This window comes from Salipiger sp. PrR002 (assembly GCF_010500775.1).
GTDB lineage: Bacteria > Pseudomonadota > Alphaproteobacteria > Rhodobacterales > Rhodobacteraceae > Salipiger.
Map to the genome: position 1 here is coordinate 252,556 of NZ_JAAGOU010000001.1, position 25,156 is coordinate 277,711.

The 25,156-nt window shown below is 65.8% G+C and carries 23 protein-coding genes and 2 tRNA genes; 15 read left to right on the forward strand and 10 right to left on the reverse strand.

What is annotated here, in order from left to right:
* The first annotated feature begins 149 nt into the window (after positions 1-149).
* The 6 genes from G0A00_RS01240 (at position 150) to G0A00_RS01265 (ending at position 4,715) form a co-directional block, all read left to right on the forward strand.
* Positions 150-440, forward strand: coding sequence for a hypothetical protein (locus tag G0A00_RS01240; RefSeq protein ID WP_164179077.1), 291 nt, complete (start codon positions 150-152; stop codon positions 438-440).
* A gap of 217 nt (positions 441-657) precedes the next feature.
* Positions 658-734, forward strand: a tRNA-Asp gene (locus G0A00_RS01245).
* Positions 735-767: 33 nt separating this feature from the next.
* Positions 768-844: transfer RNA gene (locus G0A00_RS01250), tRNA-Asp, on the forward strand.
* A gap of 257 nt (positions 845-1,101) precedes the next feature.
* Positions 1,102-2,133: a GTPase ObgE gene (gene obgE, locus G0A00_RS01255; protein WP_164179078.1), complete on the forward strand. Its 1,032-nt coding sequence runs from the start codon at positions 1,102-1,104 to the stop codon at positions 2,131-2,133.
* On the forward strand, positions 2,121-3,227 hold the full coding sequence (gene proB, locus G0A00_RS01260; RefSeq protein ID WP_164179079.1) for a glutamate 5-kinase: 1,107 nt from the start codon (positions 2,121-2,123) through the stop codon (positions 3,225-3,227). Before obgE ends, proB begins: the two co-directional genes overlap by 13 nt.
* 222 nt (positions 3,228-3,449) lie before the next feature.
* Complete coding sequence (locus G0A00_RS01265; RefSeq protein WP_066100743.1) at positions 3,450-4,715, forward strand: glutamate-5-semialdehyde dehydrogenase; 1,266 nt, start codon at positions 3,450-3,452, stop codon at positions 4,713-4,715.
* A gap of 26 nt (positions 4,716-4,741) precedes the next feature.
* Here G0A00_RS01265 and G0A00_RS01270 read toward each other — a convergent pair whose 3' ends face one another.
* Positions 4,742-5,347 (reverse strand): histidine phosphotransferase family protein, encoded by a 606-nt coding sequence (locus G0A00_RS01270; RefSeq protein WP_164179080.1) that lies wholly within the window; start codon positions 5,345-5,347, stop codon positions 4,742-4,744.
* A gap of 26 nt (positions 5,348-5,373) precedes the next feature.
* Here G0A00_RS01270 and G0A00_RS01275 point away from each other — a divergent pair, with 26 nt between their 5' ends.
* The 3 genes from G0A00_RS01275 to G0A00_RS01285 all read left to right on the forward strand — a co-directional run bounded on the left by G0A00_RS01275 (position 5,374) and on the right by G0A00_RS01285 (position 7,267).
* Complete coding sequence (locus tag G0A00_RS01275) at positions 5,374-5,556, forward strand: DUF3553 domain-containing protein (protein WP_164179081.1); 183 nt, start codon at positions 5,374-5,376, stop codon at positions 5,554-5,556.
* 131 nt (positions 5,557-5,687) lie between these two features.
* Positions 5,688-6,446, forward strand: coding sequence for a GNAT family N-acetyltransferase (locus G0A00_RS01280; RefSeq protein ID WP_164179082.1), 759 nt, complete (start codon positions 5,688-5,690; stop codon positions 6,444-6,446).
* Positions 6,443-7,267 carry a lysophospholipid acyltransferase family protein gene (locus G0A00_RS01285; RefSeq protein WP_164179083.1) on the forward strand — a complete coding sequence of 275 codons (825 nt, stop codon included), beginning with the start codon at positions 6,443-6,445 and terminating at the stop codon, positions 7,265-7,267. Before G0A00_RS01280 ends, G0A00_RS01285 begins: the two co-directional genes overlap by 4 nt.
* A 30-nt stretch (positions 7,268-7,297) precedes the next feature.
* Here the strand turns inward: G0A00_RS01285 and G0A00_RS01290 are convergent, their stop codons facing one another.
* The gene (locus tag G0A00_RS01290) at positions 7,298-7,918 is read right to left on the reverse strand and encodes a thiamine phosphate synthase (RefSeq protein WP_164179084.1); all 621 of its coding nucleotides are present in this window, start codon (positions 7,916-7,918) and stop codon (positions 7,298-7,300) included.
* Between the two features lie 221 nt (positions 7,919-8,139).
* The gene (locus tag G0A00_RS01295; protein WP_164179085.1) at positions 8,140-8,664 is read right to left on the reverse strand and encodes a GNAT family N-acetyltransferase; all 525 of its coding nucleotides are present in this window, start codon (positions 8,662-8,664) and stop codon (positions 8,140-8,142) included.
* A 155-nt stretch (positions 8,665-8,819) separates the two neighbouring features.
* On the opposite strand from G0A00_RS01295, the gene G0A00_RS01300 reads away from it, so the two are divergent.
* The 3 genes from G0A00_RS01300 to G0A00_RS01310 are packed head-to-tail and all read left to right on the forward strand — an operon-like array spanning position 8,820 to position 12,236.
* Positions 8,820-9,563, forward strand: coding sequence for an RNA methyltransferase (locus G0A00_RS01300; protein WP_164179086.1), 744 nt, complete (start codon positions 8,820-8,822; stop codon positions 9,561-9,563).
* Positions 9,564-9,619: 56 nt separating this feature from the next.
* Positions 9,620-10,762, forward strand: a complete 1,143-nt coding sequence (gene ctaA, locus G0A00_RS01305) for a heme A synthase (RefSeq protein WP_164179087.1) — start codon at positions 9,620-9,622, stop codon at positions 10,760-10,762.
* Position 10,763: 1 nt separating this feature from the next.
* Positions 10,764-12,236, forward strand: a complete 1,473-nt coding sequence (locus G0A00_RS01310; RefSeq protein WP_164179088.1) for a carboxypeptidase M32 — start codon at positions 10,764-10,766, stop codon at positions 12,234-12,236.
* A 112-nt stretch (positions 12,237-12,348) separates the two neighbouring features.
* On the opposite strand, the gene G0A00_RS01315 is transcribed toward G0A00_RS01310, so the two are convergent.
* From G0A00_RS01315 to G0A00_RS01335, 5 genes are all read right to left on the reverse strand, one after another.
* Positions 12,349-12,738 carry a hypothetical protein gene (locus G0A00_RS01315; RefSeq protein ID WP_164179089.1) on the reverse strand — a complete coding sequence of 130 codons (390 nt, stop codon included), beginning with the start codon at positions 12,736-12,738 and terminating at the stop codon, positions 12,349-12,351.
* Between the two features lie 160 nt (positions 12,739-12,898).
* Positions 12,899-13,756: a LysR family transcriptional regulator gene (locus G0A00_RS01320; RefSeq protein WP_164179090.1), complete on the reverse strand. Its 858-nt coding sequence runs from the start codon at positions 13,754-13,756 to the stop codon at positions 12,899-12,901.
* Between the two features lie 293 nt (positions 13,757-14,049).
* Positions 14,050-16,209: a phosphoribosylformylglycinamidine synthase subunit PurL gene (gene purL / locus G0A00_RS01325; protein ID WP_164179091.1), complete on the reverse strand. Its 2,160-nt coding sequence runs from the start codon at positions 16,207-16,209 to the stop codon at positions 14,050-14,052.
* 64 nt (positions 16,210-16,273) lie between these two features.
* Positions 16,274-17,149: a class I SAM-dependent methyltransferase gene (locus tag G0A00_RS01330; protein ID WP_164179092.1), complete on the reverse strand. Its 876-nt coding sequence runs from the start codon at positions 17,147-17,149 to the stop codon at positions 16,274-16,276.
* Positions 17,150-17,411: 262 nt separating this feature from the next.
* The gene (locus G0A00_RS01335) at positions 17,412-18,317 is read right to left on the reverse strand and encodes a LysR family transcriptional regulator (protein ID WP_066100705.1); all 906 of its coding nucleotides are present in this window, start codon (positions 18,315-18,317) and stop codon (positions 17,412-17,414) included.
* A 166-nt stretch (positions 18,318-18,483) separates the two neighbouring features.
* Between G0A00_RS01335 and G0A00_RS01340 the strand changes: the two genes are divergently transcribed.
* The 3 genes from G0A00_RS01340 (at position 18,484) to ccmE (ending at position 23,694) form a co-directional block, all read left to right on the forward strand.
* On the forward strand, positions 18,484-21,909 hold the full coding sequence (locus G0A00_RS01340; RefSeq protein WP_164179093.1) for an indolepyruvate ferredoxin oxidoreductase family protein: 3,426 nt from the start codon (positions 18,484-18,486) through the stop codon (positions 21,907-21,909).
* Positions 21,910-22,250: 341 nt separating this feature from the next.
* On the forward strand, positions 22,251-23,063 hold the full coding sequence (gene murI / locus G0A00_RS01345; RefSeq protein WP_164179094.1) for a glutamate racemase: 813 nt from the start codon (positions 22,251-22,253) through the stop codon (positions 23,061-23,063).
* A 175-nt stretch (positions 23,064-23,238) separates the two neighbouring features.
* Positions 23,239-23,694 (forward strand): cytochrome c maturation protein CcmE, encoded by a 456-nt coding sequence (gene ccmE / locus G0A00_RS01350; protein ID WP_164179095.1) that lies wholly within the window; start codon positions 23,239-23,241, stop codon positions 23,692-23,694.
* Positions 23,695-23,778: 84 nt separating this feature from the next.
* Here ccmE and G0A00_RS01355 read toward each other — a convergent pair whose 3' ends face one another.
* Positions 23,779-24,534, reverse strand: a complete 756-nt coding sequence (locus G0A00_RS01355) for an SDR family oxidoreductase (protein WP_164179096.1) — start codon at positions 24,532-24,534, stop codon at positions 23,779-23,781.
* A 115-nt stretch (positions 24,535-24,649) separates the two neighbouring features.
* Complete coding sequence (locus G0A00_RS26475) at positions 24,650-25,150, reverse strand: GNAT family N-acetyltransferase (protein ID WP_164179097.1); 501 nt, start codon at positions 25,148-25,150, stop codon at positions 24,650-24,652.
* Positions 25,151-25,156 lie beyond the last annotated feature (6 nt).

Consider the following 25,156-nt stretch of genomic DNA (forward strand, 5'->3'; position numbering starts at 1 on the left):
GTGTGGGGCGTCGCTGGGCCAGCTTGGGTGTGCCACGGGGGACTTTTGAGAAAGGACGGGGCGCGGGGAACTGTGCCGCTCGGCGTGGCGATATGCGGCCACGGGGAATTTGGGGATGTATGGTTATGATTCACACGGTTGAACCAAGAGTGTTCGAAGACGCTCAGGATGAGCGCACAGTCGATGGTCTCGGCGCGCAGCACGCGCCCCGCCATGGCGAGGGACAAAGCCCAGAAGCGCAGCTGCGCGACGCGGCGATTGCGCTCGTCGACCGGATCCAGGGGCGTGCCGAGGTGGCGGATCTGCTGCAACTCTCGGCCTCGCTGCTCGAGCATTGCGCCTATGAACTCGCGCGCAGCGAGCAGGGCGGGCAGGTGTCCCGGATCATCCTGATTTCAGCGGAAATTGAGCGCATGGCCCGCGACGCCAAGGTCCAGTGATCCGGCAGGGCACGCGCATGGTGCAAACGGGCGCGGGCGCAAAGCCTTTGATAACGCGTTGAAATTACCATTCCGCTAGGGAAGCTGCGCCCTCCCGGCAGAGAAATTTGGCCTCGCAAAGAAAAATCCGCATTTGCCCCTAGGAAAGCGCTTGACGGTATTCGCCACCCCGCCTAAAAGCCCCCTCACGTTCAGGACACAGTCCAGACGGTAGCGAGCGGTTGTAGCTCAGATGGTTAGAGTACCGGCCTGTCACGCCGGGGGTCGCGGGTTCGAGCCCCGTCAACCGCGCCACCGCTACCTTGGATTGATGACTGGCAGAAAAGCGCGGTTGTAGCTCAGATGGTTAGAGTACCGGCCTGTCACGCCGGGGGTCGCGGGTTCGAGCCCCGTCAACCGCGCCACTTTCTTCGGAACGCAGACGCCTCGCAGCCCTCGGGCCGCGCGGCGTTTCTGCTTTTCGGGGGGTAGGTTTCCCGGAGGAAGGGCCTCGCGCCTTTCGTCTAGACAAAAATATCCCGGGGGAGCCGCGCAGCGCGCGGCGGGGGCAGCGCCCCCAAAGACGCCCGGCCCGCAACTTGAGCCGCGCGCCGAAGCGCGCTAAACCGCGCCGCAACCCTATGCGATGCGCCCTGACGTCACCCAGCCGGAAAGTCCGACCATGAAATTCCTCGATCTTTGCAAGGTCTACATCCGATCCGGTCAGGGCGGCAAAGGCTGCACCTCGTTCCGGCGCGAGAAATTCATCGAATACGGCGGGCCCGACGGCGGCGACGGCGGTCGCGGCGGCGATGTCTGGGCTGAAGCGGTGGACGGGCTCAACACGCTCATCGACTTCCGCTACCAGCAGCATTTCTTCGCCGGCAACGGCGTGCCGGGCATGGGCCGCCAGCGCACCGGCGCCGATGGCGACGACATCGTGCTGCGTGTCCCCGTGGGGACAGAGATCCTCGACGAGGACGAAGAAACGGTGATTGCCGATCTCACCGAACTGGGCCAGCGCGTGCTGCTGGCCAAGGGCGGCAACGGTGGCTGGGGCAACCTGCACTTCAAGACCTCGACCAATCAGGCCCCGCGCCGCGCCAACCCCGGCCAGCCGGGGATCGAGCGCACCATCTGGCTGCGCCTGAAACTCATTGCTGACGTGGGCCTGCTGGGGCTGCCCAACGCGGGCAAATCGACCTTCCTCGCCGCCACCTCGAACGCGCGCCCAAAGATTGCCGACTACCCGTTCACCACGCTGCACCCGAACCTCGGGGTGGTGGGGGTCGACGGCAAGGAATTCGTCGTCGCCGACATCCCCGGCCTGATCGAAGGCGCACACGAGGGCCGCGGCCTTGGCGATCTCTTCCTCGGCCATGTCGAGCGCTGCGCCGTGCTGCTGCATCTGGTGGATGGCACCTCGGGCACGCTGCTCGAGGACTGGCAGACGATCATCAACGAGATCGAAGCCTATGGCGAAGGGCTTGCCGACAAGCCCCGCGTCACCGTGCTCAACAAGATCGACGCGCTGGACGACGAGGAACGCGTCTTCCTGCGCGAAGAACTCGAAGAGAAATGCGGCACCAAGGTGATGCTCATGTCGGGCGCCGCCGGTGAGGGCGTGACCGAAGTGCTGCGCGCCCTGCGTGCCCATATCGACGACAACCGCCTGCGCGAAGCGCCCGAGGAAGACACCCAATGGCAACCCTGAGCGAGGCGCGCCGCCTCGTTGTAAAGATCGGCTCGGCCCTTCTGGTCGACAAACATACCGGCGATCTGCGCCGCGACTGGCTCGCCTCCATGGCCGCCGATGTGGCGCGGGTGAAGGCGCGCGGCACCGATGTGGTGCTGGTCTCCTCAGGCTCGATCGCGCTGGGGCGCGGCATCCTGAAATTGCCGCCCGTGGCACTGCCGCTGGAACAGAGTCAGGCCGCGGCGGCTGCGGGGCAGATCCGCCTTGCCCGCGCTTGGGAAGAAGCGCTGGAGCCGCATGGGCTCATCACCGCACAAGTGCTTGTCACGCTTGAGGATTCCGCCTCGCGTCGGCGCTATCTCAACTCTCGCGCGACGATGGAAACGCTGCTTGGTTTCGGCACCGTGCCGATCGTCAATGAAAACGACACCGTCGCCACGGATGAGATTCGCTACGGCGACAACGACCGTCTGGCGGCGCAGGTGGCGGTGACCGTGGGCGCGGATCAGCTGATCCTTCTGTCGGATGTGGACGGTTTCTACACCGCCAACCCGGCGCAGGACCCCAAGGCGCGGCGCTATGAGGTGATCCACGACATCACCCCCGAGATCGAGGCGATGGCCGGCGACGCCGGTTCGGGCCTGTCGAAGGGCGGGATGAAGACCAAGCTCATGGCCGCCAAGACCGCCACCGCGGCGGGCTGCGCCATGGCGATCACCGAAGGCTCGGTGCTGCACCCGCTCAGCGCGCTGGAAGGCGGCGCCAATGCCACATGGTTCACGCCGCAGACCGACCCGCATGCGGCGCGCAAAGCGTGGATCCTGTCGATGAAACCCTGCGGCGTGCTGACCCTCGACGAGGGCGCCGCCGAGGCGCTGGCGCATGGCAAATCGCTGCTGCCGGTCGGGGTCACCCGCGCCGAGGGCGCCTTTGGCCGCGGCGATCCGGTGATGATCCGCGATAGCGCGGGCCGCACGCTGGGGCAGGGGCTGACGCGCTACACCGCCGATGAGGCGCAGGCGATCATCGGCCACCACAGCTCCGAGATCGAGCAGGTGCTGGGCTATCCCGGCCGCGCCGTGCTGATCCACCGCGACGATATGGCGCTCTGAGCGCCTCTGCCAGGCCTCGCGCGTGTGGCGCGCCTCGGAATGCGTATTTAGAAAAGAGAAGAAGGACGTGGAAACCTTCGGGCTTCTTCTCTTTGAAAATACGCACGGCCCGGCGCTGGCCAACCCCGCAATAGGCCGGAAGGGGGCGCAATCGGCACTGTATCCCCCAAGGTCACGGCGCTATAAGAGGGCTCCAAACCCCAACACCAAGGGTAAAGAGCGATGAAAGACCTCAGCGATATCCAAGCGATCATGACCGACCTCGGCAAACGTGCCAAGGCCGCCGCCGCGGAGCTCGCCTTTACCCCGCCAGAGCGCAAGACAGAGGCGCTCGAGGCCGCCGCGGATGCGGTCTGGGCGCGCCGCGCCGAGATCCTCGCCGCCAACGACAAGGACATGGCGTTCGGTCGCGAGAAGGGCCTGTCGGATGCGATGATGGACCGTCTGAAGCTGACCGAAGAGCGGCTGCAGGGCATCGTCACCGGTCTGCGCGCGATTGCGGCGCAGGAGGATCCGGTCGGCAAGGTGATCACCGAATGGGACCAGCCCAGCGGGCTGCACATCAAGCGCGTGCGCACGCCGCTCGGCGTCATTGGCGTGATCTACGAATCCCGCCCCAATGTGACCGCCGATGCCGGGGCGCTCTGCCTCAAGGCGGGCAATGCGGTGATCCTGCGCGGCGGCTCGGAAAGCTTCCACAGCTCCGGCGCGATCCATGAGTGCCTCGTGGATGGGCTGCGCAAGGCGGGCCTGCCCGAGGATGCCATCCAACTGGTGCCGACGCGCGACCGCGCGGCGGTGCAGCAGCTGCTGACCATGACCGATTACGTCGATGTCATCGTGCCGCGCGGCGGCAAGGGGCTCGTCGGGCTGGTGCAGCGCGAGGCGCGGGTGCCGGTCTTTGCCCATCTCGAGGGCATCGTGCACATCTATATCGACAAATCCGCCGATCCGGTCACCGCGCTGAAGGTCGTGCTCAACGCCAAGACCCGGCGCACCGGCATCTGCGGCGCCGCCGAATGCCTGCTGATCCACCGCGAGGCGATGGACACCGTCGGGCAGGGCGTCATTCGGGCGCTGCTCGATGCGGGGGTCGAGGTGCGGGGTGACAGCGGTCTGCAGCAGATCGACGGGGTGGTCCCGGCCACCGAAGAGGACTGGGGGCGCGAGTATCTCGACAAGATCGTCGCCGCCAAGCTCGTGGCCGACGAGGAGGACGCCATCGCGCATATCCGCCGCTATGGCTCGCAGCACACCGATTGCATCCTGTCGCAGGACGAGGCGGCGATCGAGACGTTCATCCAGCGGGTCGACAGCGCCATCGTCATGGTCAACTCCTCGACCCAGTTCGCCGATGGCGGCGAATTTGGCATGGGCGCCGAGATCGGCATCGCCACCGGCAAGATGCACGCGCGCGGTCCGGTGGGGGCCGAGCAGCTGACCAGCTTCAAATATGTGGTGCGCTCTGAGGGCGCGGTGCGCAGCTGATCCGGGCAAGCCCGGGCGCTTTGCGCTCAGACAAGATCGAGCGTGACCGCGGCATCGCCCGCGGTCACCTCTATCCGGCGGTCGCTGCGGGCGGCGAGCGCGGCCAGCATCGGGAAATGCACCTGCGCGCCCGACACGCCGGGCAGCGCGCCGGGTGCCCCGAGCAAGGCCCAGAGCGCAGGGTCATGGCCGATGCGCGGGCCGGTGCCGGTGATCCGCCATCCGCCCTCATGTTCGGCGATCTCGATCTGCCCGCCGAGCGGCAGCGCGCTTTCGCAGCACAGGAACGCCAGCATCGCCAGTTGCACCTCGGGGCGCGGCGCATCGCTGATCCGCCGCCAGTCGGGGCTGAGCCGCCCGCCCGCGCAATAGTCGCGCAGCAGCCGGGCCGCCTCGGAAGGGCCGATCATCTGCTCGCCCTCGGCATTGCCAAAGGCGAGGCGGAACAGGTTGATCCGCGCACGGGCGGCGTTGCAACTGTCGTTGATCAGCGCAAGTTCGGGGCGGTCCATCATATCGCCCGACAGCGCCAGAAGCTCGAGCCCATTGGCGATGGCGCCGACCGGGCTAACCAGATCATGGCAGAGGCGCGAGGCTACCAGCGTCGCGAGTTTGGCGTTACGATCTTCCATTCAAGCCTCGATGAAAGGGGACATACATGAGTGAGCTCAACGCGTTTCTCGAGCCGGGGATGCTGGTCCAGCATCCCGACCAACCGGATTGGGGAATAGGGCAGGTGCAATCCAATATCGGGGGCCGTATCACTGTCAATTTCAGGGAGCAGGGCAAGGTCGTGCTCGATGGTGAGCGGGTGACCCTCCTGCCGGTGTTCGACGCCTAGGCTTAGAGCGCAGTCGTTTACGAATAGTTAACCAACATTTCCGAATTTTGCCGGAGGCCCTCTGCATAGGGAAAACTGTTTTCCTTTGTGGTTTGTCGCATTAGAACCGCGACAAGCGAAAGAGGACGGCCATGGCGCTGGACGACAGGAATTTGACGGTGCGGCTGGCGCGCACGCAGGACGAGATCGAGGCGGCGCAGCGCCTGCGCTACGAGGTCTTTGTCTCCGAACTTGGCGGCGGCGGCGAGATGGTGGATCACGCGCGGCGGCTGGAGCGCGACCGGTTCGATCCCTTCTTCGATCATCTTCTGCTCAGCGACGCACGGCGGGGGGGCGAGGTGGTGGGCGTCTACCGCCTGCTGCGCGACGATCAGGCCAAGGCGGCCGGGCAGTTCTATTCCGAGGATGAATATGATCTGGCGCTGCTGCGCGCCTCTGGGCGGCGGCTTCTGGAATTGGGGCGCTCGTGCCTGCATCCCGAGTATCGGGGCGGGCCGGGGGTGATGCTGATGTGGCAGGCGCTGGCGAGCTATGTGGCCGAGCATGGGATCGAGATTCTCTTCGGCACCGCGTCGTTCCATGGCACCGATGTGCAGGCGCTGGCGCATCCGCTCTCGCTGCTGCACGAGCGGCATCTCGCGCCCGAAGACCTGCGCGTGCGCAGCCGGGCGTTTCAGCGGATGGACTTGCTGCCCGAGGCCGAGATTGACCGCCGCCGCGCCATGGTCGAGACGCCGGCGCTGATCAAAGGCTATCTGCGCCTTGGCGGGACGGTCGGCGAGGGGGCCTTTGTCGATCATGCCTTCAACACCACCGATGTCTGTCTGGTGATGGATACCGAGCGGCTCAACGCGCAGGCGGCCTCGCGCTACACGCGGGCGCGCCGGTGAGCGATCCGACCTGGCGCGGAGCGGAGCCGCCGGTCATCTCGCTGGGCTGGGCTGACTATCTGCGCGCGGCGCTGCGCGCTCTGGTGGTCGGCGCGGCGCTGCTGGTGGGGATCGTCGTCAAGCTTTTGGTTCTGGTCGGCGAGCGGCTGCTGTGCGGCGGGCGGCGCATCTGGTCGCCGTTTGTCACGCAGCTGACCTGCCGTTTGGTGCTGCTGATCCTCGGGCTGCGGCACGAGGCGCGCGGGCCGCGGATGGGCGGGCGCGGCGCCTATGTGGCCAATCATTCGTCATGGCTCGACATCTTCGTGCTCAACGCGCGGCGCAATGTGCTCTTCGTCTCGAAGGCCGAGGTGGCGGGCTGGCCGGGCATCGGGCTTCTGGCCAAACTCACCGGCACGGTGTTCATCCGGCGCGACCGGCGTGAGGCAGCGGCGCAGAGCGGCGTGATCGAGACGCGGCTTGCTGCGGGCGATCGGCTGCTGTTCTTTCCCGAGGGAACCTCGACAGATGGCCTGCGTGTTTTACCATTTAAAACAACGCTTTTCGAGGCGTTCCTGTCGGAAGGTGTGAAGGCGGATCTGCAGCTGCAGCCGGTTACCGTGGTCTATCATGCGCCGCCGGGGGTGGCGCCTGCGTTCTACGGATGGTGGGGGGATATGGCGCTGGGGCCGCATCTTCTGCGGGTCTTGGGCGCGCGCCGTCAGGGCCGGGTCGAGGTGATCTATCACGCGCCGCTGCAGGTGGCAGGTTTCGCCGGACGAAAGCCGCTGGCGCGCGAGGCGGAAGCGCGGCTCCGGGCCGCGCATCCCTTTGCGGAGTAGCGTTAAGAATGGCGTGAATGCGCTGTAAGATCAGCGCATTGCGGCGGTCAGCTCACGCAGCGCGGCAACCGGGTCTTCGGCATTCCAGATCTCTTCACCGATCGAGAAGAAGTCGGTGACCGGCGCCAGTTTGGCGACTAGCTCGGGCGTCAGCCCGCCCTCAGCCACCACCGGCAGTTCGATCATTTGCGACCACCATTCGAAGACCTCGAAATCGGCCAGCGTGCCGTCGCCAAGCGCCGTGCCGCTGAGCGGGCCGAAGGAGACGTAATCGGCCCCGGCCTCGCCCGCGTTCATGCCGTCATGGCGCGAGCTGCCGCAGAACGCGCCGACGATGGCGTCCGCGCCCAGTTCCTTGCGCGCGGCACGCACCGAGCGCGAGCCGTCGGTGAGATGCACCCCGTCGAGCCCCAGCCGCTGCGCGAGCACCACATGGGTGTCGATCACCAGCGCGATGTCGAAGCGATGCGCCACCTCGCGCACCGCATCGGCGGCGCGCTGCAGCCGGTCCTCGTCGCGCGTGGCGAGCGACAGGCGGATGCAGGCGAACTCCTCGGCCTCGAGCACCGAGGCGAGCTGATCGGGGAAGCTCGAGAGATCGAACTCGGGCGGGGTGACGAGATAGAGCTGAGGCTGGTCTGCTTCGGCCATGGCGCGGCTCCTGACTTGCGAATTGCGCCCCTATATCGCGGCTTTAGGGGGCAAGAAAAGGGGGCAGCGTCATTTCGGCGGCAGCGCGCGGACAAAGTCCAGCGAAACTTCGGCCCGCGGGGCGCGGAGGGCGTGGTCTGGGCGCTTCTGCCGGGGGGTGCGCCCGGCGGAACCGTGGGATGCCTCCGGCGGGGATATCTTTGCCAAGAGGAAGCTAGGGGTCAGGCGGCGGGCGGTTGGCTCGGGGGATGCACGAAGACGTGGTTGGGGTAGGCCTCGCCGTCGATGCGGAAATGGGTCTCGCCGATGTGCTGAAGGCCCATGCGGTGGTAAAAGGCGATGGCGGGGGCGTTTTCGGAGTTGGTGGTGAGCCATACCGATGCGGCGCCCTGATCGCGGGCCATGCGCAGGCCCGCCTGCAGCAGCGCGCGGCCGATGCCGCGGCCATGGTGGCGCGGCTGCACGTAGAGCGTGGCGATCTCGCAGCTGCCGCAGCCGGGCAGCGGGCCGGGGGCGCCGGTCGAGAGGCGCAGGAAGCCGTCGATCCCGTCGCGGTTCTGCGAGACGATGAAGCGCTCGGGCGGGCTTTTCAGCCAGCGCTCGAAGTTGGCGCGGGTGAAGGTGTCCAATGCGTAGTTGGCAAAGCGCGCGCTCACCCCGTGGCGGATGTAGGTGCCGAGCCAGACCTCGACCGACAGGGCGGCAAGGCTGGAGGCATCGGTGAGGGTGGCGTCTCTGAGCGGCATGGGGTTTCGTCTCTGGCTTTCCGGGCCTGCGTGGCAGGGCGCGCGGCGCAGGGCAAGCGCGGCGTGCCCCGCGACAAATCGGAGCCGTGATGTGCGGCTTTCTTGCTCTTGGCGGCGGGCAGGACTATGCGGGAGCGGAATTTACGGAGTTTGTCATGCCAAGCGAGACGAGGCAGCCGGCGTTTGTGCTGGTGCGGCCGCAGATGGGCGAGAATATCGGCGCGGCGTCGCGCGCCATGTGGAACTTTGGTCTGGACCGGATGCGTCTGGTCAGCCCGCGCGATGGCTGGCCGAACCCTTCGGCTGTGGCCATGGCCTCGGGCGCGGGGCGGCTGCTGGACGAGGCGCAGCTGGTCGAGACCACGGCGCAGGCGGTCGAGGATTGCGATCTGGTGTTCGCCACCACGGCGCGGATGCGCGGGCTCACCAAGCCGGTCTATTCGCCCGAGCAGGCAATGAAGGAGGCCGCCGAGCGCCTCGCGCAGGGCGGCAAGGTGGCGGTGATGTTCGGCCCCGAGCGCGCTGGTCTGGAAAACTCCGACGTTGCCGTGGCCAATGCGCTGATCAACGTGCCGGTGAACCCCGAGTTTCCCTCGCTCAACCTTGCGCAATGCGTGCTGCTCTGTGCCTACGAATGGCAGCGGGCCTCGACGCAGATCGAGGCGCAGCGGGTCGAGATGGCGGGCGCCGAATGGGCCAGCGGTCTCGAGGTCGAGAAGCTGGCCGAGCATTACGAGGAGCGGCTGAGCGAGGCCGGGTTCTTCTTTCCGGACCACAAGGCCGAGAGCATGAAGCTGACGCTGCGCAACCTCTGGAGCCGCATGCCGCTGACCCGCGAAGACGTGAAGACCCTGCATGGGGTGATGCGCCAGATGGTGCGCTGGAAGGAACGCGGCTGACTTGATGGGGCGGCAGGCGCCGCCTATCGTCGCCGCGACGGATGAAGGAGAAGATCATGGCCGGAAACCGCAAGCTCTTTGAAGAGGTTGGGGCGGAGACCCAGAAAGCTGCCCCGGCGGGCGGCATGATCGACAAAGGGCGCGGCGGCGCCCGCGGCGCGATCCGCATCTGGCTGATGCTGATCTTTGCGCTGGTGGTGGCGATGATCTGCGTCGGCGGGCTGACCCGGCTCACCGACAGCGGCTTGTCGATCACCGAGTGGAAGCCGCTGCATGGCGCCATCCCGCCGCTGAACGAGACCGAATGGCAGGAGGAATTCACCCTCTACCAGCAGATCCCGCAATATGAGCTGCTCAACAAGGGCATGACCCTTTCGGAGTTCAAGGGCATCTACTGGTGGGAATGGGGCCACCGCCAGCTGGGCCGGGTGATCGGCCTTGTCTGGGCGCTTGGTTTCTTCGGTTTCCTGATCGCGCGGAAAATCCCCACCGGCTGGAGCGGGCGTCTGCTGCTTTTGGGCGCGCTCGGCGGGCTGCAGGGGGCCGTGGGCTGGTGGATGGTCTCGTCGGGCCTTGTCGGCGAAATGATCGCGGTCGCCTCCTACCGGCTGGCGACGCATCTGGGGCTGGCGTTCATCATCCTTGGCTTCATCGCTTGGGACATCTTCCTGCTGGGGCGCGAGGAGCGGGATCTGATGCAGGCGCGGCGCCTGCGTGAGCCGAAGCTCTTTTCGATGTCGACGGGGATGCTGCATTTCGCCTTCCTGCAGATCCTGCTGGGCGCGCTGGTGGCGGGCATCGACGCCGGGCGCTCCTACACCGACTGGCCGCTGATGGCGGGCGGCTTCTTCCCGCCGCAGCCCTTCGATCTGGTGCCGCTCTGGCGCAACTTCTTCGAGGATCCGGGGCTGGTGCAATTCATGCACCGGATGGCGGGCTACCTGCTGTTCATCTTCGGCATCGTCACATGGCTGAAGGGCCGCAAGTCCGCCAATGCCGACACGCGCTTCCGCTTCAATGCGGTGATGGCGATGCTCTGTGTGCAACTGGTGCTGGGCATCACCACGGTCCTTTACGTCGCACCGTGGCATATCGCGATCACCCACCAACTTGGCGCTGTGGTGCTTTGGGTGCTGATCCTGCGCGCCCGCTTCGGTGCGCAATTCCCCAAGACGCAATCCATCCGGGAGACCCGCTGAAATGTCCGCATTCGATGATCTGATGGCGTTCCAGCGCGACACCGGGGCGCTGGCGCAGGTCGCTGGCCGGCTCGGCTGGGACCAAGAGACGACCATGCCGCATGGCGCGGCGGACCAGCGCTCGGAAGAGATCGCGGCGTTGGAGGGCGTGCTGCACGCTCGCCGCACCGATCCGCGCGTCGGCGAGTGGTTGGCGGTGATCCGCCCCGAAGAGCTGGATCAGGTCGGGCAGGCGCAGCTGCGCCATATCACCCGCAGCTACACCCGCGCGGGGCGGGTGCCGGGCAAACTGGCGGCCGATCTGGCGCGGCTCACCAGCCGGGCGCATCGCATCTGGGCCGAGGCGCGGGCGGATGATGATTTCGCCGCCTTTGCCCCTGTGCTGCGCGACGTGGTGGCGCTGAAGCGCGAAGAGGGCGCGGCGCTCGCGGATGGCGGCGATGTCTATGATGCCCTGCTTGATGATTACGAGCCCGGTGCCACGGCGCAGCAGCTTTCGGATATGTTCGGCGCGCTGCGTCCGCGCCTCGTGGCGCTGCGGCAGGCGATCCTCGAGCGGCCCGCGCCGAAGCCGCTCTCGGGCACCTATGACGATGCCGCGCAGATGGCGCTGTCGCGCGAGCTGGCCGAGACTTTCGGCTACGACATGAGCCGGGGCCGCGTCGACAAGGCAGTGCACCCGTTCAGCTCGGGCAGCGGCGACGACGTGCGGATCACCACGCGCACCAATGCGCTCGACCCGTTCAACTGCATCTACTCGATCATCCACGAGACCGGCCACGCGGCCTATGAGCAGGCGATCGCGCCGGACTATCGCTTTACCCCGCTGGGCGAGGGCGTCTCGATGGGCGTGCACGAAAGCCAGAGCCGCATCTACGAGAACCAGATGGGCCGTTCGGCAGCCTTCACCCATTGGCTGCACGGGCAGGTCACCGAGGCCTTTGGCGACATCGGGCTGAGCGCGGAAGAGTTCTACAAGGCCGCCAACCGGGTGCAGAACAACTACATCCGCACCGAAAGCGACGAGGTGCAGTACAACCTGCATGTGCTGCTGCGCTTCGATCTGGAGCGGGCGCTGATCTCTGGCGATCTGGCGGTGGACGATCTGGAAGGCGCGTGGAACGAGCGGTTCAAGGCGGACTTCGGCTTTGCCGTCGACAAAGCTTCGGACGGGGTGCTGCAGGATGTGCATTGGTCGGCGGGGCTTTTTGGCTACTTCCCGACCTACAGCCTTGGCAATGTCTACGCGGGCTGTCTGCACAAGGCGCTGCGCACGGCGGTGCCCGATCTCGACGCGCAGATGCAGGCGGGTGATCTGTCGGCGGCGACCGGCTGGCTGCGCGAGAACGTGCAGCGCCACGGCGGGCTCTATGCTCCGCGCGAGGTGATCGAGAAAGCCTGCGGCTTTGCCCCCAGCGAGGCGCCGCTGCTGGAGTATCTCGAAGAGAAATTCGGCGCGATCTACGGGCTGTGATTTAGACGGGGCGGCCGGGCAGGTCGCCCCCAGCATTTCCGGCAGCGCAAAAAAAAAACGGCCCCGAGGGGCCGCTTTAGGTGTGTGTGTTCGTGAGTGATGTGCTTCGAGCTTAATTCGCGTCAGGTGCAATGGGATGGGCTATGCTGAACCGTCCGCCGCCGAAGAGAACGAGCGGGACCGCCAGCAGCGCGACCAAGCCGCAGCTGTAGAGTGTGGTGAGATCGAACGGCTCCAGTCCCGGTGCGAAAATTGCATGGAGGGAATAGAGGCCCAGCCCGATCAGAGCTACGGCGCGCACACCAATGCCGAGGATCAGCCAGATGGCGATCGACGCCAGAAGCGCGCACAAGAGAGAAGTCGCAAGGCCCGGAACCTGCACGGAGAGTGCGCCGATGAGGGTAGGATCGGCTGTAAAAATCTCCTTTGCCACCGCATCGCCGAGGGTAAGGGCGAGCGCGACACGCAGGGCACATTGCAAGGTAGGTATCAAACTGACCATTCTGTTGCTCGTTACGTTTAGAGAGTTACCTAGCGGAACTCTCTATAAATGTTAGTGTTACAGTAATCTATGTCAAATCCAAGACTCAATTGATCAAACTTGAGCTTGCGTAAACCATTGGTTGTGCCTTGCGGGCTGTACTCTCTTTGCAAGGCCTTTGTTAGGCGTGTTCGGATTGCGTCGCCGCGACGCCAAAGCTTTCGAAACAATGGATGACCCAATCGACCGCGCGGCGCATGCCCGGATCCGAGCGGCGGCTCTCGTGATAGAACAGCCAGCAGTCCAGCGTCACCGGCGTGGCCGAGGCGCAAACGGGCACGAGATCCGGCGTGTTCTGCGCCAGAAGATCGGGAAGGGGGCCGCCAAGTCTGGTCGTCTGCATCAGCGTGTGCAGCGCCATGAAGTGATCGACGCGGAACTTCGGTTCCTTGCCGAAAAGGTCATGCGCGCTGCGCAGAATGCGCGAGCGGGCCGGCGCATTGTTGAGGCCGATCCAGTCACAGTCGGGATCGGCATCGCGAAAGCGGTAGGGGCGGAAGCTGATGTCACCTGCCTTGCGCGCAACGATGCGGCCCTGATCCGGACGCCCGAACTGCACAACCAGATCGTTCTGGCCCAGTCCCTCGCGGTCGAGCCGGTCGGTGATGTTGAGCTGCACGCCGGTCAAAGGATTTGCCTTCGGAGCCAGCCCCGGAAACAGGAGCAGGGCACTGATGATCGGCGAGGCCCCAAGCGCGAGGGGCACAATCTCTCCCTCGATGCCCGAGGTCTGACTGTTCAGCGTGGCTTTCAGTTGACCGTCGAAATTCAGCGCGACGTCGATCAGATCGCGCACCGCTTCGGAGGGGCGCCAGCCATCTGCGGTCTTGACGAAGGCAGGCACGCCGAGCGTTTCGGACAGGCGTTCAATCCTGCGCGAGACGGTTGCAGTGTTCGTCCCGAGAAGCTTCGCCGCCGCAGTCATTGTGCCGGTCTTGGAAAGCGCGACGAGGAAACGAAGGTCGTCCCAATTATTCATGGTCGTGGGTGTACTCGAACTTTTCTGGGGCGTCGTGTCGTGCCGGCGCGGTACCTGTCTGAAGTTGCAACCGGCGGGGCCTGCGCCCTCAGCGGTAGTAACTTTGGTACAAACTAGGGCTGGACCCTAGGTCAAGCAAGGCCGGGACCAGAAGTGAGTGACCCTGATTTGTGTCAGGTGGCTGTAACAGAAGAAGAAAAAAACGCCGTACCCCGGAAGGATACGGCGATTTCTGAGGGCATCTGCCCGATGTTCGCTGCTTTGGTCGCGTTACCGCAGCAGGGCCGGTAGGCTCAGCCGAAATACTCGCCAAAGCTGCCACGGTAGGCGGCGGCAAGCTCGGCAAGCGGCGCTTCGCTGGAGCCGAAACGGACCGTGTCGCCGGTGAACTTGCCAACGCTGCTGAGGGTCACCCCAGCCTGCGAGGCGGCGGTCATCAGGGCTTCGGCGCTGTCGAAGTTGCAGGCGATCAGGTAGCGGCCCTGATCTTCACCAAAGAGCGTCGGCGTGTCGGCGGCATCAAGCTGCACACCCACGCCCGAGGCTTCGGCCATCTCGAAGGCCGCCATCGCCAGACCGCCGTCGGCAAGGTCGGTGCAGCTGCGGATCAGATCGCGGTTGGCGAGGATGAACTCGCCGTTGCGGCGCTCTGCCTCGAGGTCGACCGCCGGGGCGTCGCCGTCTTCGCGGTTGAACACTTCGGCCAGCAGGGCCGACTGGCCAAGATGGCCATTGGTCTCGCCAACGAGCAGCGCCACATGGCCTTCGCGGGCGTACCCGAGGATCGGCTCTTCGCCAGCGGCGATCAGGCCAACGGCACCGATGGTGGGCGTCGGCAGGATCGGCTCGCCGTCGGTCTCGTTATAAAGCGAGACGTTGCCCGAGACGATCGGCGTGTCGAGCGCAAGGCAGGCCGCGCCGATACCGTCGATGGCACCCACGAACTGACCCATGATCTCGGGCTTCTCGGGGTTGCCGAAGTTCATGTTGTCGGTGGTGGCCAGCGGGCGGGCGCCCACGGCGACGAGGTTGCGGTACGCCTCGGCCACCGCCTGCTTGCCGCCCTCGACCGGGTTGGCGCGCACGTAGCGCGGCGTCACGTCCGAGGTGAAGGCCAGCTTCTTGTCGGTGCCATGCACGCGGATCACGCCCGCGCCGAAGCCGGGGATGCGCACGGTGTCGGCCATCACCTGACTGTCGTATTGCTCGTAGACCCACTCGCGCGAGCAGTAGTTCGGCGAAGAGACCAGCGCCTTCAGCCCGTCGATCGGATCGACGCCCGGCACATCGGCCAGCGGCTCGGCGGCGGGGGTGGGAACCCACGGGCGGTCATATTCGGGCGCGGTGCCCGAAAGTGCCTTGAGCGGCAGGTCGGCCTTCACTTCACCGTTCAGCACGATGAGGAAACGGTCCTCGGCGATGGTCTCGCCGACGATGGCGAAGTCGAGGTCCCATTTGTCGAAGACGGCCTTGGCCTCGGCCTCTTTCGCGGGGTCGAGCACCATGAGCATGCGCTCTTGGCTTTCCGAGAGCATCATCTCGTAGGCGGTCATGTGCTTCTCGCGCACCGGCACCTTTTCGAGGTCGAGGCGCACGCCGAGGTTGCCCTTGTCGCCCATTTCCACGGCCGAGCAGGTCAGGCCCGCAGCGCCCATGTCCTGAATCGAGATCACCGCGCCGGTCTGCATCAGCTCCAGCGTGGCTTCCATCAGGCGCTTTTCGGTGAAGGGATCGCCAACCTGAACGGTGGGGCGCTTTTCCTCGATGGTCTCGTCGAATTCCGCCGAGGCCATGGTCGCACCGCCAACGCCGTCACGGCCGGTCTTGGCGCCGAGGTAGACCACCGGGCGGCCAACGCCGGATGCGGCGGAGTAGAAGATCTTGTCGGTGTCGGCGAGGCCCGCCGCGAAAGCGTTCACAAGGCAGTTGCCGTTGTAGGCCGGGTGGAAGCGCACTTCGCCGCCCACCGTCGGCACGCCGAAGCAGTTGCCGTAGCCGCCCACGCCTTCGACCACGCCATGCACCAGCTGGCGGGTCTTGTGGTGGTCCTTTTCACCGAAGGACAGCGCGTTCATCGCCGCGACGGGGCGCGCGCCCATGGTGAAGACGTCGCGCAGGATGCCGCCCACGCCCGTCGCCGCGCCCTGATAGGGCTCGATGTAGGAGGGGTGGTTGTGGCTTTCCATCTTGAAGATGACCGCCTGACCGTCGCCAATGTCGACAACGCCCGCGTTCTCGCCCGGACCGCAGATGACCTGCGGGCCTTTGGTCGGCAGCTTGCGCAGGTGGATCTTCGAGCTCTTGTAAGAGCAGTGCTCGTTCCACATGGCCGAGAAGATCCCCAGCTCTGTGAACGTCGGCTCGCGGCCGATGATCTGCAGGATCCGCTCGTATTCGTCGGGACTGATCCCGTGGGCGGCAATGAGCTCTTCGGTGATGGACGGTTCCTGCATCCTGACTCCCCTTAGCGTGGTTGAGGCGCTCTTTAAGGCAAGGGCGGCAAAGGGGGAAGAGGGGTCAAGGCCTCGAAGCGGTCACAAGGTTCATTCTTGCGGGGATTGTGGCGCTGCCGTTGGCCATCAGCGCGGCAAAGGCGGTCTCTATGTCTGCGCGGATCGCTTCGGCCTGCGCCTCGCTGGCGCCCTTGTCGCGCATGTGGCGCACGGCGGGGCCGATGCGCGTGGCCAGATCAGAGGCTTTGGCCCCCTGAGGCAGGCGCAGCACCGCCTCGACCGTCTCTATGGTGATCCGTTCGAACCCAGCCCCCAAAAGGATGCGCCGCACCCGCTCGGGATCGCGGAAGGCCATGGGGCCGGGGGCATCGGGGTCGCCGGCCTCGGGTGGGCCAAGATGCGCGACGGCGGCTTTCATCGGCAGATCGAACCACGGGTTCTCGTCGCTCGCGCGCCAGCAGATGAAGGCGAGCCGCCCACCGGGGCGCAGGAAGTACAGGATATTGGCGAAGGCGGCGCCCGGATCGTCAAAGAACATCACCCCCATGCGCGAGAGGCAGAGGTCTGCCTGCGTCTCGGGCCGCCAGACCTGCGCGTCCGCATGAATGAAATCGGGCCGGATGCCCCCCAGCGCCTCGGCGCGGGCGCGGGCGACTTCGAGCAAAGAGGTGGAGACGTCGATGCCGGTGGCATGTCCTTCGGGCGCCACGGCTTCGGCCAGCGCCAGCGTCGTCGCCCCCGCGCCGCAGCCCAGATCAAGGGCCGTCTCGCCGGGCTGGGCCGCCGCCGCCGCAAGCACCAGCTCCGAGATATGCGAATGCAGCGTATCAAGCTCGTCGCGCATGGCGACCCACGTGAGGCCGGGCCCCTCGGTCCAGAATGCCTGCTGCGCCGCGTTGCCCGGTGAAACGCTCCCGGCGGAGACCTCTTTCGCTGCCATGCCACCCTCCCTGTTCAAGGGCCAAGGGTACCGCAGCGCGTGGCCCCGCCAAAGCAACCTCTGGCGATTCCGCAAAAAAAAAAGGCCGAGCACAAAGCTCGGCCGAAGTCCAACAGGGAGGTTGAAGATGACGCGCGCTAGGGCGCTTCAAGCTTCGTGTGCTGAATATGTGATCAGTATTGAGTCGATCAAGGGCCGAATGCGCCGCTCAACGTCATTGCTGCCATGCATTGTTTGCATGACGCCTGATTTTTGAGCAAATTCAGTCGGCGCCCATCGCTTTCAGCTGCCGCCGATGCGCGAAGATCTCGTCCTGCACGAAGTCGCGGAACGCGGTTACGCGCTTGGAATGACGCAATTCTTCGGGGTAGGCGAGGAACACCGGCACTTCGTTGGACTCCACATCAGGCAGAACCCGCACCACATGCGGGAAATCCTCTATGATGTAGTCGGGCAGCACGCCAATGCCGAGATTGGCGATCACCGCCTGCAGCACACCGAAGTAGTTGTTCACCGTGAGACCCGTGCGGATGTCATAGGTGAGCAGCTTCTGCACCAGCGCCTTGCCCGACAGCACCTGCGCCGAGTTCGGATTCTGGCAGATCAGCCGATGCGCCGAAAGATCCTCGAGCGACTCGGGCAGACCGTTCTGCTCAAGATAGGCCGGGGACGCATACATGCGCATGCGGATCGACATCAGGCGCTTGCGGATCAGGTCGGCCTGACTCGGCTCTTTCATGCGGATCGCCACGTCGGCTTCGCGCATGGGCAGGTCGAGCACCCGCTCTTCGAGCATCAGGTCGATCTTCAGATCGGGGTATTTTTCGTAGAGCTTGGTCAGGCGCGGGGCCAGCCAGAGTACGCCGAAGCCATGGGTCGTGGTGACCTTGAGTTCGCCGAACACTTCCTCTTCGCTGTCGCGGATGCGCGCGGTGGCGCTGTCGATCCGCTTCACCATCGAGGCGGTGGCATCAAACAGCAGCTCACCCTGTTCGGTGAGAATCAGGCCACGGGCATGACGGTGGAAAAGGGTGGTATCGAGCGCCTCCTCCAGCGCACGAATCTGCCGCGAGACCGCGGATTGCGACAGATGCAGCGCATCTCCCGCATGAGTCAGGCTGCCCGCATCTGCGACAGCGTGAAAGATCCTGAGCTTATCCCAATCCATGGCGGCATCTTATTCAACTTTGGCGCCCTGTATACGACAGGAACGGTAAACGGAAACACATCTTAGCCGACTGTGGGAAAATAACGAAAATTCCCCTATCCGGGTCAGCATGTGTGACCTATCATAGAACGACAGCTGCAAGCACAATGAGCGAAGGGAGGCGCGCATGAGCAAGCAAGCAATTTCCCTGCAGGACAGGTTCGATTTAAGCAAGAGTCCGGTCCTTTTGAATGGCACGCAGGCGTTGGTTCGCCTGATGCTGATGCAAAAAGAGCGCGATCGCGCCGCCGGTTTGAACACCGCCGGCTATGTTACGGGCTACCGCGGCTCGCCGCTGGGCGCCGTCGACATCCAGATGAAGCGCGCTGGCAAACTGCTGACCGAGAATGACATCGTCTTTCAGGAAGGCCTGAACGAAGACCTCGCGGCCACGGCGCTATGGGGCTCGCAACAGGCCGAGCTGAGGGGCGAGGGCAAGTACGATGGGGTCTTTGGCCTCTGGTACGGCAAGGGCCCCGGCGTCGACCGCTCGGGCGACGTGATGCGCCACGCCAATATGGCGGGCACCTCGCAGCACGGCGGCGTGCTTATGGCCATGGGCGACGATCACACCGGCGAAAGCTCGACGGTGCTGCATCAGTCCGAATGGGCGTTGGTGGATGCCTATATGCCCGTGGTCTCGCCCGCCGGTGTGCAGGAAGTGCTGGATTACGGCGTCTACGGCTTTGCGCTCTCGCGCTTTGCCGGCGTCTGGTGCGGGCTCAAGACCATGAAGGACACGGTCGAGGCGACCGCCGTGGTCGATGGCCGCTGGGACCGCATGTCGCTGGTGGTGCCCGAGTTCGCCATGCCCGACGGCGGGCTGAACATCCGCCTCGGCGACACGCCGCATCTGCAAGAGACGCGGATGATCGACTTCAAGCGGTTCGCCGCCGAAGAGTTTTCCCACGCCAACAAGATGGACAAGCGCGTCTGGGGCAAGCCCGGCGCCAAGATCGGTCTTGTGGCGGCGGGCAAGAACTGGCTCGACCTGCAGCACGCCATGTCGCTGCTGAATATCGACGAAGCAGAGGCCGAGCGGCTGGGGCTCACCACCTATAAGATCGGCCAGACCTTCCCGCTCGACATGAAGGGCTTCCACGATTGGGCCGAGGGGCTCGATCTGATCATCATCGTCGAGGAAAAGCGCAAGCTGATCGAGGTGCAGGTCAAGGAAGCGATCTTTGACGACCGCCGCGGCCGCCGGGTCTATGGCTGGTACAAGGGCGGGGCAGGCGGCATGCACCGCGAAGAGCTGTTCCCGACCCGCGGCGCGCTCGATCCGGTTTGGATCGCGCAGAAGCTGGGCGAGATTTTCGTCGAGGAAGGCCGCGGCACCGAGGGCATCAAGGCCGGTCTTTCCGCACTCGACGCGGCGCGCAAGGCCGACAACGCCCCCGATCTGGCGGCGCGTCTGCCGTATTTCTGCTCGGGCTGCCCGCACAACACCTCGACGCGCCTGCCGGAAGGTTCGCGCGCCTACGCGGGCATCGGCTGCCACTACATGGTGCAGTGGATGGACCGCGAGACCACCGGCTTCACCCATATGGGCGGAGAAGGCGTGAACTGGGTTGGCGAGGCGCCTTTCTCGAAGCGCAGCCATGTGTTCCAGAACCTCGGCGACGGCACCTACAACCACTCCGGCTCGCTGGCCATTCGCGCGGCGCTCGCCGCGGGCACCAACATCACCTACAAGCTGCTTTACAATGACGCGGTCGCCATGACCGGCGGCCAGCCCAACGAAGGCGGGCTTACCGCCGACCGCATCGCGCGCGAGCTCAAAGCCATGGGCGTCGAGCATCTGGCGGTGGTCTATGACGAGAAGGAAGACGTCGATTTCGATCTCTTCCCGGCGGGCATCGAAACCTTCGAGCGGGCCGACATGATGGCCGTGCAGAAGCGCTTCGAGCAGATCGGCGGCGTGTCGGTCATCCTTTACATCCAGACCTGCGCCGCTGAAAAACGCCGCCGCCGCAAGAAGGGCGCCTTCCCGGACCCGGACAAGCGTGTCTTCATCAACACGGACGTCTGCGAAGGCTGCGGCGATTGCGGGGTGCAGTCGAACTGTGTCTCCATCGTCCCCGCCGAGACCGAGCTTGGCCGCAAGCGCGCCATCGACCAGTCGAGCTGCAACAAGGATTATTCCTGTCTGCGCGGCTTCTGCCCTTCCTTCGTGACGCTCAAGGGCGCGAAGATGCGCAAGGGCGAGACCACGGACCTCGACCTGCCGCATCTGCCGCAGCCGCACCTGCCCAGCATCGACAAGACCCACAACGTGGTGATCACCGGCGTCGGTGGCACCGGGGTGGTGACCGTGGGCGCGGTGCTGGCACAGGCGGCGCAGATCGCCGGTATGGGCGCGGGCATGATGGAAATGGCAGGCCTCGCCCAGAAGGGCGGCGCGGTGCACATCCACCTGCGGCTGGCGAACCGCCCCGAAGACATCTCGGCGGTGCGCGTGGCGACCGGCGAGGCCGATGCGCTCATCGGCGGCGATCTGGTGGTCAGCGCCGGGGCCAAGACCCTCGGCCTCACCAAGCGCGGTCGCACCGGTGCGGTGGTCAACGGGCATGAGATCATCACCGGCGAGTTCACCCGTGACACCGAGTTCACGCTGCCTTTCGATCAGCTGCGCGTGGCGCTCGAGGCGCGGATGCAGGACCGGCTGGCGATCTTCGACGCCACCGAACTGGCGCGGGTCACCATGGGCGACTCGATCTTCTCGAACATGATGATCCTCGGCGCGGCCTGGCAGCAGGGGCTCTTGCCGCTGCCGCATGAGGCCATCGAAGAGGCCATCCGCCTCAATGGCGCGGCGGTGGAGCGCAATCTGCGCGCCTTCGAGATCGGACGCTGGGCGGTGCTCCACCCGGCCGAGGCGGCCGGGCTGGTCTCGCCGAAAGCGACGGTTGTGGAAAAGCCCAAGTCTCTGGACGAGAAAATCGCCTTCCGCGCCGATCACCTGACGCAGTATCAGAGCGCGCGGCTGGCGAAGAAATACCGCGCCATGCTCGAGCCCGTCACCGAGCCGCGGCTGCGCGAGGCATTGGCCAAAGGCTATCACAAGCTGCTCGCCTACAAGGACGAATACGAGGTGGCCCGCCTGCATCTCGAGACCCGCAAAAAGGCCGAAGAGACCTTCGAGCCGGGCTTTGAGATGAGCTTCCACCTCGCGCCGCCGATGCTCTCGAAAGAGGGTTCGGATGGCCGTCCGGTCAAGAAGACCTATGGCGAGAAGATGCTGAAGACCTTCGGCCTGCTGGCCAAGCTGAAGTGGCTGCGCGGCACGGCGCTCGACCCCTTTGGCCGCACCGCAGAGCGCCGGATGGAGCGTGCTCTCATCGCGCAATACGAGGCCGATATGGCCGACGTGCTGCCAAAGGTCACGCCCGAGACGCTCGACGCCGTGGTGGCGCTGGCCGAACTGCCGCTGAAGATCCGCGGCTACGGCCCGGTGAAAGAGGCCAACGAGCGCGAGGCCGCCAAACGCCGCGAGGAATTGCTCGCCGCCATTCGCGCCGGCGGCGCGCCGCTGGCCAGGGCCGCCGAGTAAACCAAGGGAGGGACGCTTTCGCCGAGCGTCCCTCTTCCTCTTCGTCTAGAGAAAAATATCCCGGGGGCTCGGGGGCGGGGCCCAGTCTTATCATGCGTGTGGGGGCAGCGCCCCCGTCGTATCATGCGTGTGGGCAGAGCCCCCGTCTTGCCCCGCCGCATCCCGCGCCCCCGCGAACGTTGTCGTGAGCGCGCCGCATGCCGCAATGGATCTCCCAGCCAAAGCGCCGTAAGACCGGATCCCAAGGCTTCCGCTGCGCGAGTCGTGCGGCGGAGATCCGAGGCAGACCGGCAAAGACCGGCTGAGTGCAGGCCCGCGATGCGCGGCAAGGAGGGCAGGATATGGCGGTTGGTGTGTTCGATTCCGGGCTGGGCGGGCTCACGGTTCTCGACGCGGTGGCCAAGCGGCTCCCCGAGGTGCCCTTTGTCTATTACGCCGACAGCAGCCATGCGCCCTATGGCGTGCGCGATGCCGAGGACATCTACAATCTGACCGTCGATGCGGTGCACAACCTCTGGAATGCGGGCTGCGATCTGGTGATCCTCGCCTGCAACACCGCCTCTGCCGCCGCGCTGCGCCGCATGCAGGAGGGCGGTCTGCCCAAGGGCAAGCGGGTGCTGGGGGTGTTCGTGCCGCTGATCGAGGCGCTGACCGAGCGGCAGTGGGGCGACAATTCCCCCCCGCGCGAGGTGGCGGTGCAGCATGTGGCGCTCTTTGCCACCCCCGCCACCGTCCGCGCCCGCGCCTTCCAGCGCGAACTGGCGTTCCGGGCGATCGGCGTGGATGTGGAAGCGCAGGCCTGCGGCGGTCTGGTGGATGCCATCGAGGAAGGCGACATGATCCTCGCCGAGGCGCTGGTGCGCAGCCATGTGGAGGCGCTGAAGCGCAAGATGCCCGAGCCGCAGGCGGCGATCCTCGGCTGCACGCATTACCCGCTGATGCAGGAGGTCTTTCAGGAGGCGCTGGGGCCGGAGGTGAAGGTCTATTCGCAGGCCAACCTCGTGGCTTCGTCGCTGGCCGACTACCTGCAGCGCCATCCCGATATGTATGGCACCGGCAAGGAAAGCCGTTTTCTGACCACGGGCGATCCGCGCAAGGTGTCGGTGCATGCCACGCAGTTCCTGAAGCGGCCGCTCAGCTTCGAGAGCGTCTGAGCCGTCCTGCGTTTGCAGGCCAGATAAAACGGGGGCTCTGCCCCCGGGCCCCCGGGATATTTCCGCCAAGAGGAAGGGCGGGCGCGGCGCGGTGACGCAATTTGATTTGGAACAGTTCTCTTGCGGCTTTAAGATGCCATATAGGGATAACGGCATACGTGCTGAGGAGTAGAAGATGGGTCTCAAATCGCTGAAGAAGCAGCGGCGCATCCAGATCGTCGCACTGGCAGCGGTGGCGCTGGTCGTCTCGACCGCGCTGATCGGCTACGCCATGCGCGACGGGATCAACTTCTTCCGCTCTCCGAGCCAGATTGTCGAAGCGCCGCCCTCGCCGAACGAGACCTTCCGCATCGGCGGGCTGGTGGAAGAGGGCTCGCTGGTGCGCGGTCAGGGCCATGAGATCAGCTTTTCGGTGACCGACGGCGGTGCCTCGGTGCCGGTGGTGTTTGCCGGGGTACTACCCGATCTCTTCGACGAGAACCAAGGCATGGTCGGCACCGGGCGCTATGTGGATGGCGTGTTTCAGGCGACCGAGATCCTCGCCAAGCACGACGAGACCTATATGCCCAAGGAAGTGATCGACGCGCTGAAAGAGCAGGGCGTCTATGAGGAGCCCACGCCCGAAAGCTGAGCGTGGCGCGCGGCTCGAAGATTTCGAAAAGGCGCTCCTCTTGGGGGCGCCTTTTGCGTTCTGGCATGGTGAGGCGGGGCCTACTCAGAGTTTGGTGATCGAATTGCCCCCGTCGGCCAGCATGGCGCTGCCAGTTACGAAGGAGGCGTCGTCTGAGAGCAGGAACAGCGCCGCGCGGGCGATCTCGGCAGGGGCGGCCATCCGCTTGAGCGCATGCATGGCGGCGACGGTCTCATGGAAGGTGCGGTCCTCGCCCGCCATCTCGGTCATCGTGCCGCCGGGCAGCAGGGCGTTGACGCGGATGTTTTGCGGCCCGAGCTCAGTGGCGAGCGCCTGCGTCATGCCGATGAGCCCCGCCTTCGAGGCCGCATAGGCGGCCATGCCGGGCAGGCCGATCGTGTGGCCGACGAAAGAGGAGGTGAAGACCAGCGCGCCGCCGCCGCCGCGCTGCTGCAGCGCGGGGATCTGCGCTTTGGCCGCGTGAAAGCCGCTGGTGAGATTGGTTTCGATCACCTCGCGCCAAGTGTCTTCCGCCATCTCGGCCAGCGGTCCGAGGGTGCCGGTGATCCCGGCATTGTTGAACGCGCCGTCGAGCCCGCCGAAACGGCTTTGCGCCAGCGCCACCAGTTCGGCGGCATAGGCGGCGCTGCGCATGTCGCCCGGCGCATAGGCGGCAGCGCCTCCGGCGGCGGTGATCTCTTCGGAAAGGGCCGCGAGCCGCTCGCCACGCCGTGCGCCCAGCACCACATTGGCGCCTGCCGCGGCGCAGAGCCGTGCGGTTTCGGCGCCGATGCCGCTGCTGGCGCCGGTGATGAGGATGGTCTTTCCGTGCAAGCGCATGTCGCCCTCCGTTTCAGGATGGGCCTAGGGATAGCCTGCAGCGGCGGGAGGGGCCGACCCGGTTCCTGCGCAAAGCGTCGCGGGTCTGCGGCTGCCGCTCGCTCAGGGCGCTGGTTCAGGGCGCGCGTTCGTAGAAGCACAGATGCGGCAGCGCCGCCTCGGGCACCCGCTGATAGGGGCCGCGTTCGGCAAAGCCGAGCCGCGCGTAGAGCCGCCGCGCCGCGCTCAGCGTTTTCATCGTGTCGAGCCGAAGCAGGGGCACGCCCTTGGCGCGGGCGCGGGCCGCCAAGTCCTCCATCAGCCGCTGCGCCAGCCCATGGCCGCGGGCCGCGGGGGCGACATAGACGCGCTTGATCTCGAGGCTGCCATCGGACAGCGGCTGGCTCATGGCGCAGCCCACCGGCGCGCCGCCCAGTGTGGCCAGCAGCACGGCGTCATGCTTGCCGGGCAGCGCGTCCAGCAGGTCGGTATAGGCGGGGTCGGGGTAGAAGAGGCTCACCAGCGCCGGGGCGGCGGGGTGATGCGCGCGCAGGTCTTCGCGATAGGCGAGACACAGGCTGCGCACGGCGGCGAAATCCTCGGGACCCGCCGCCGCGCGAATGTCGATCGTGCTCAAGCGAGC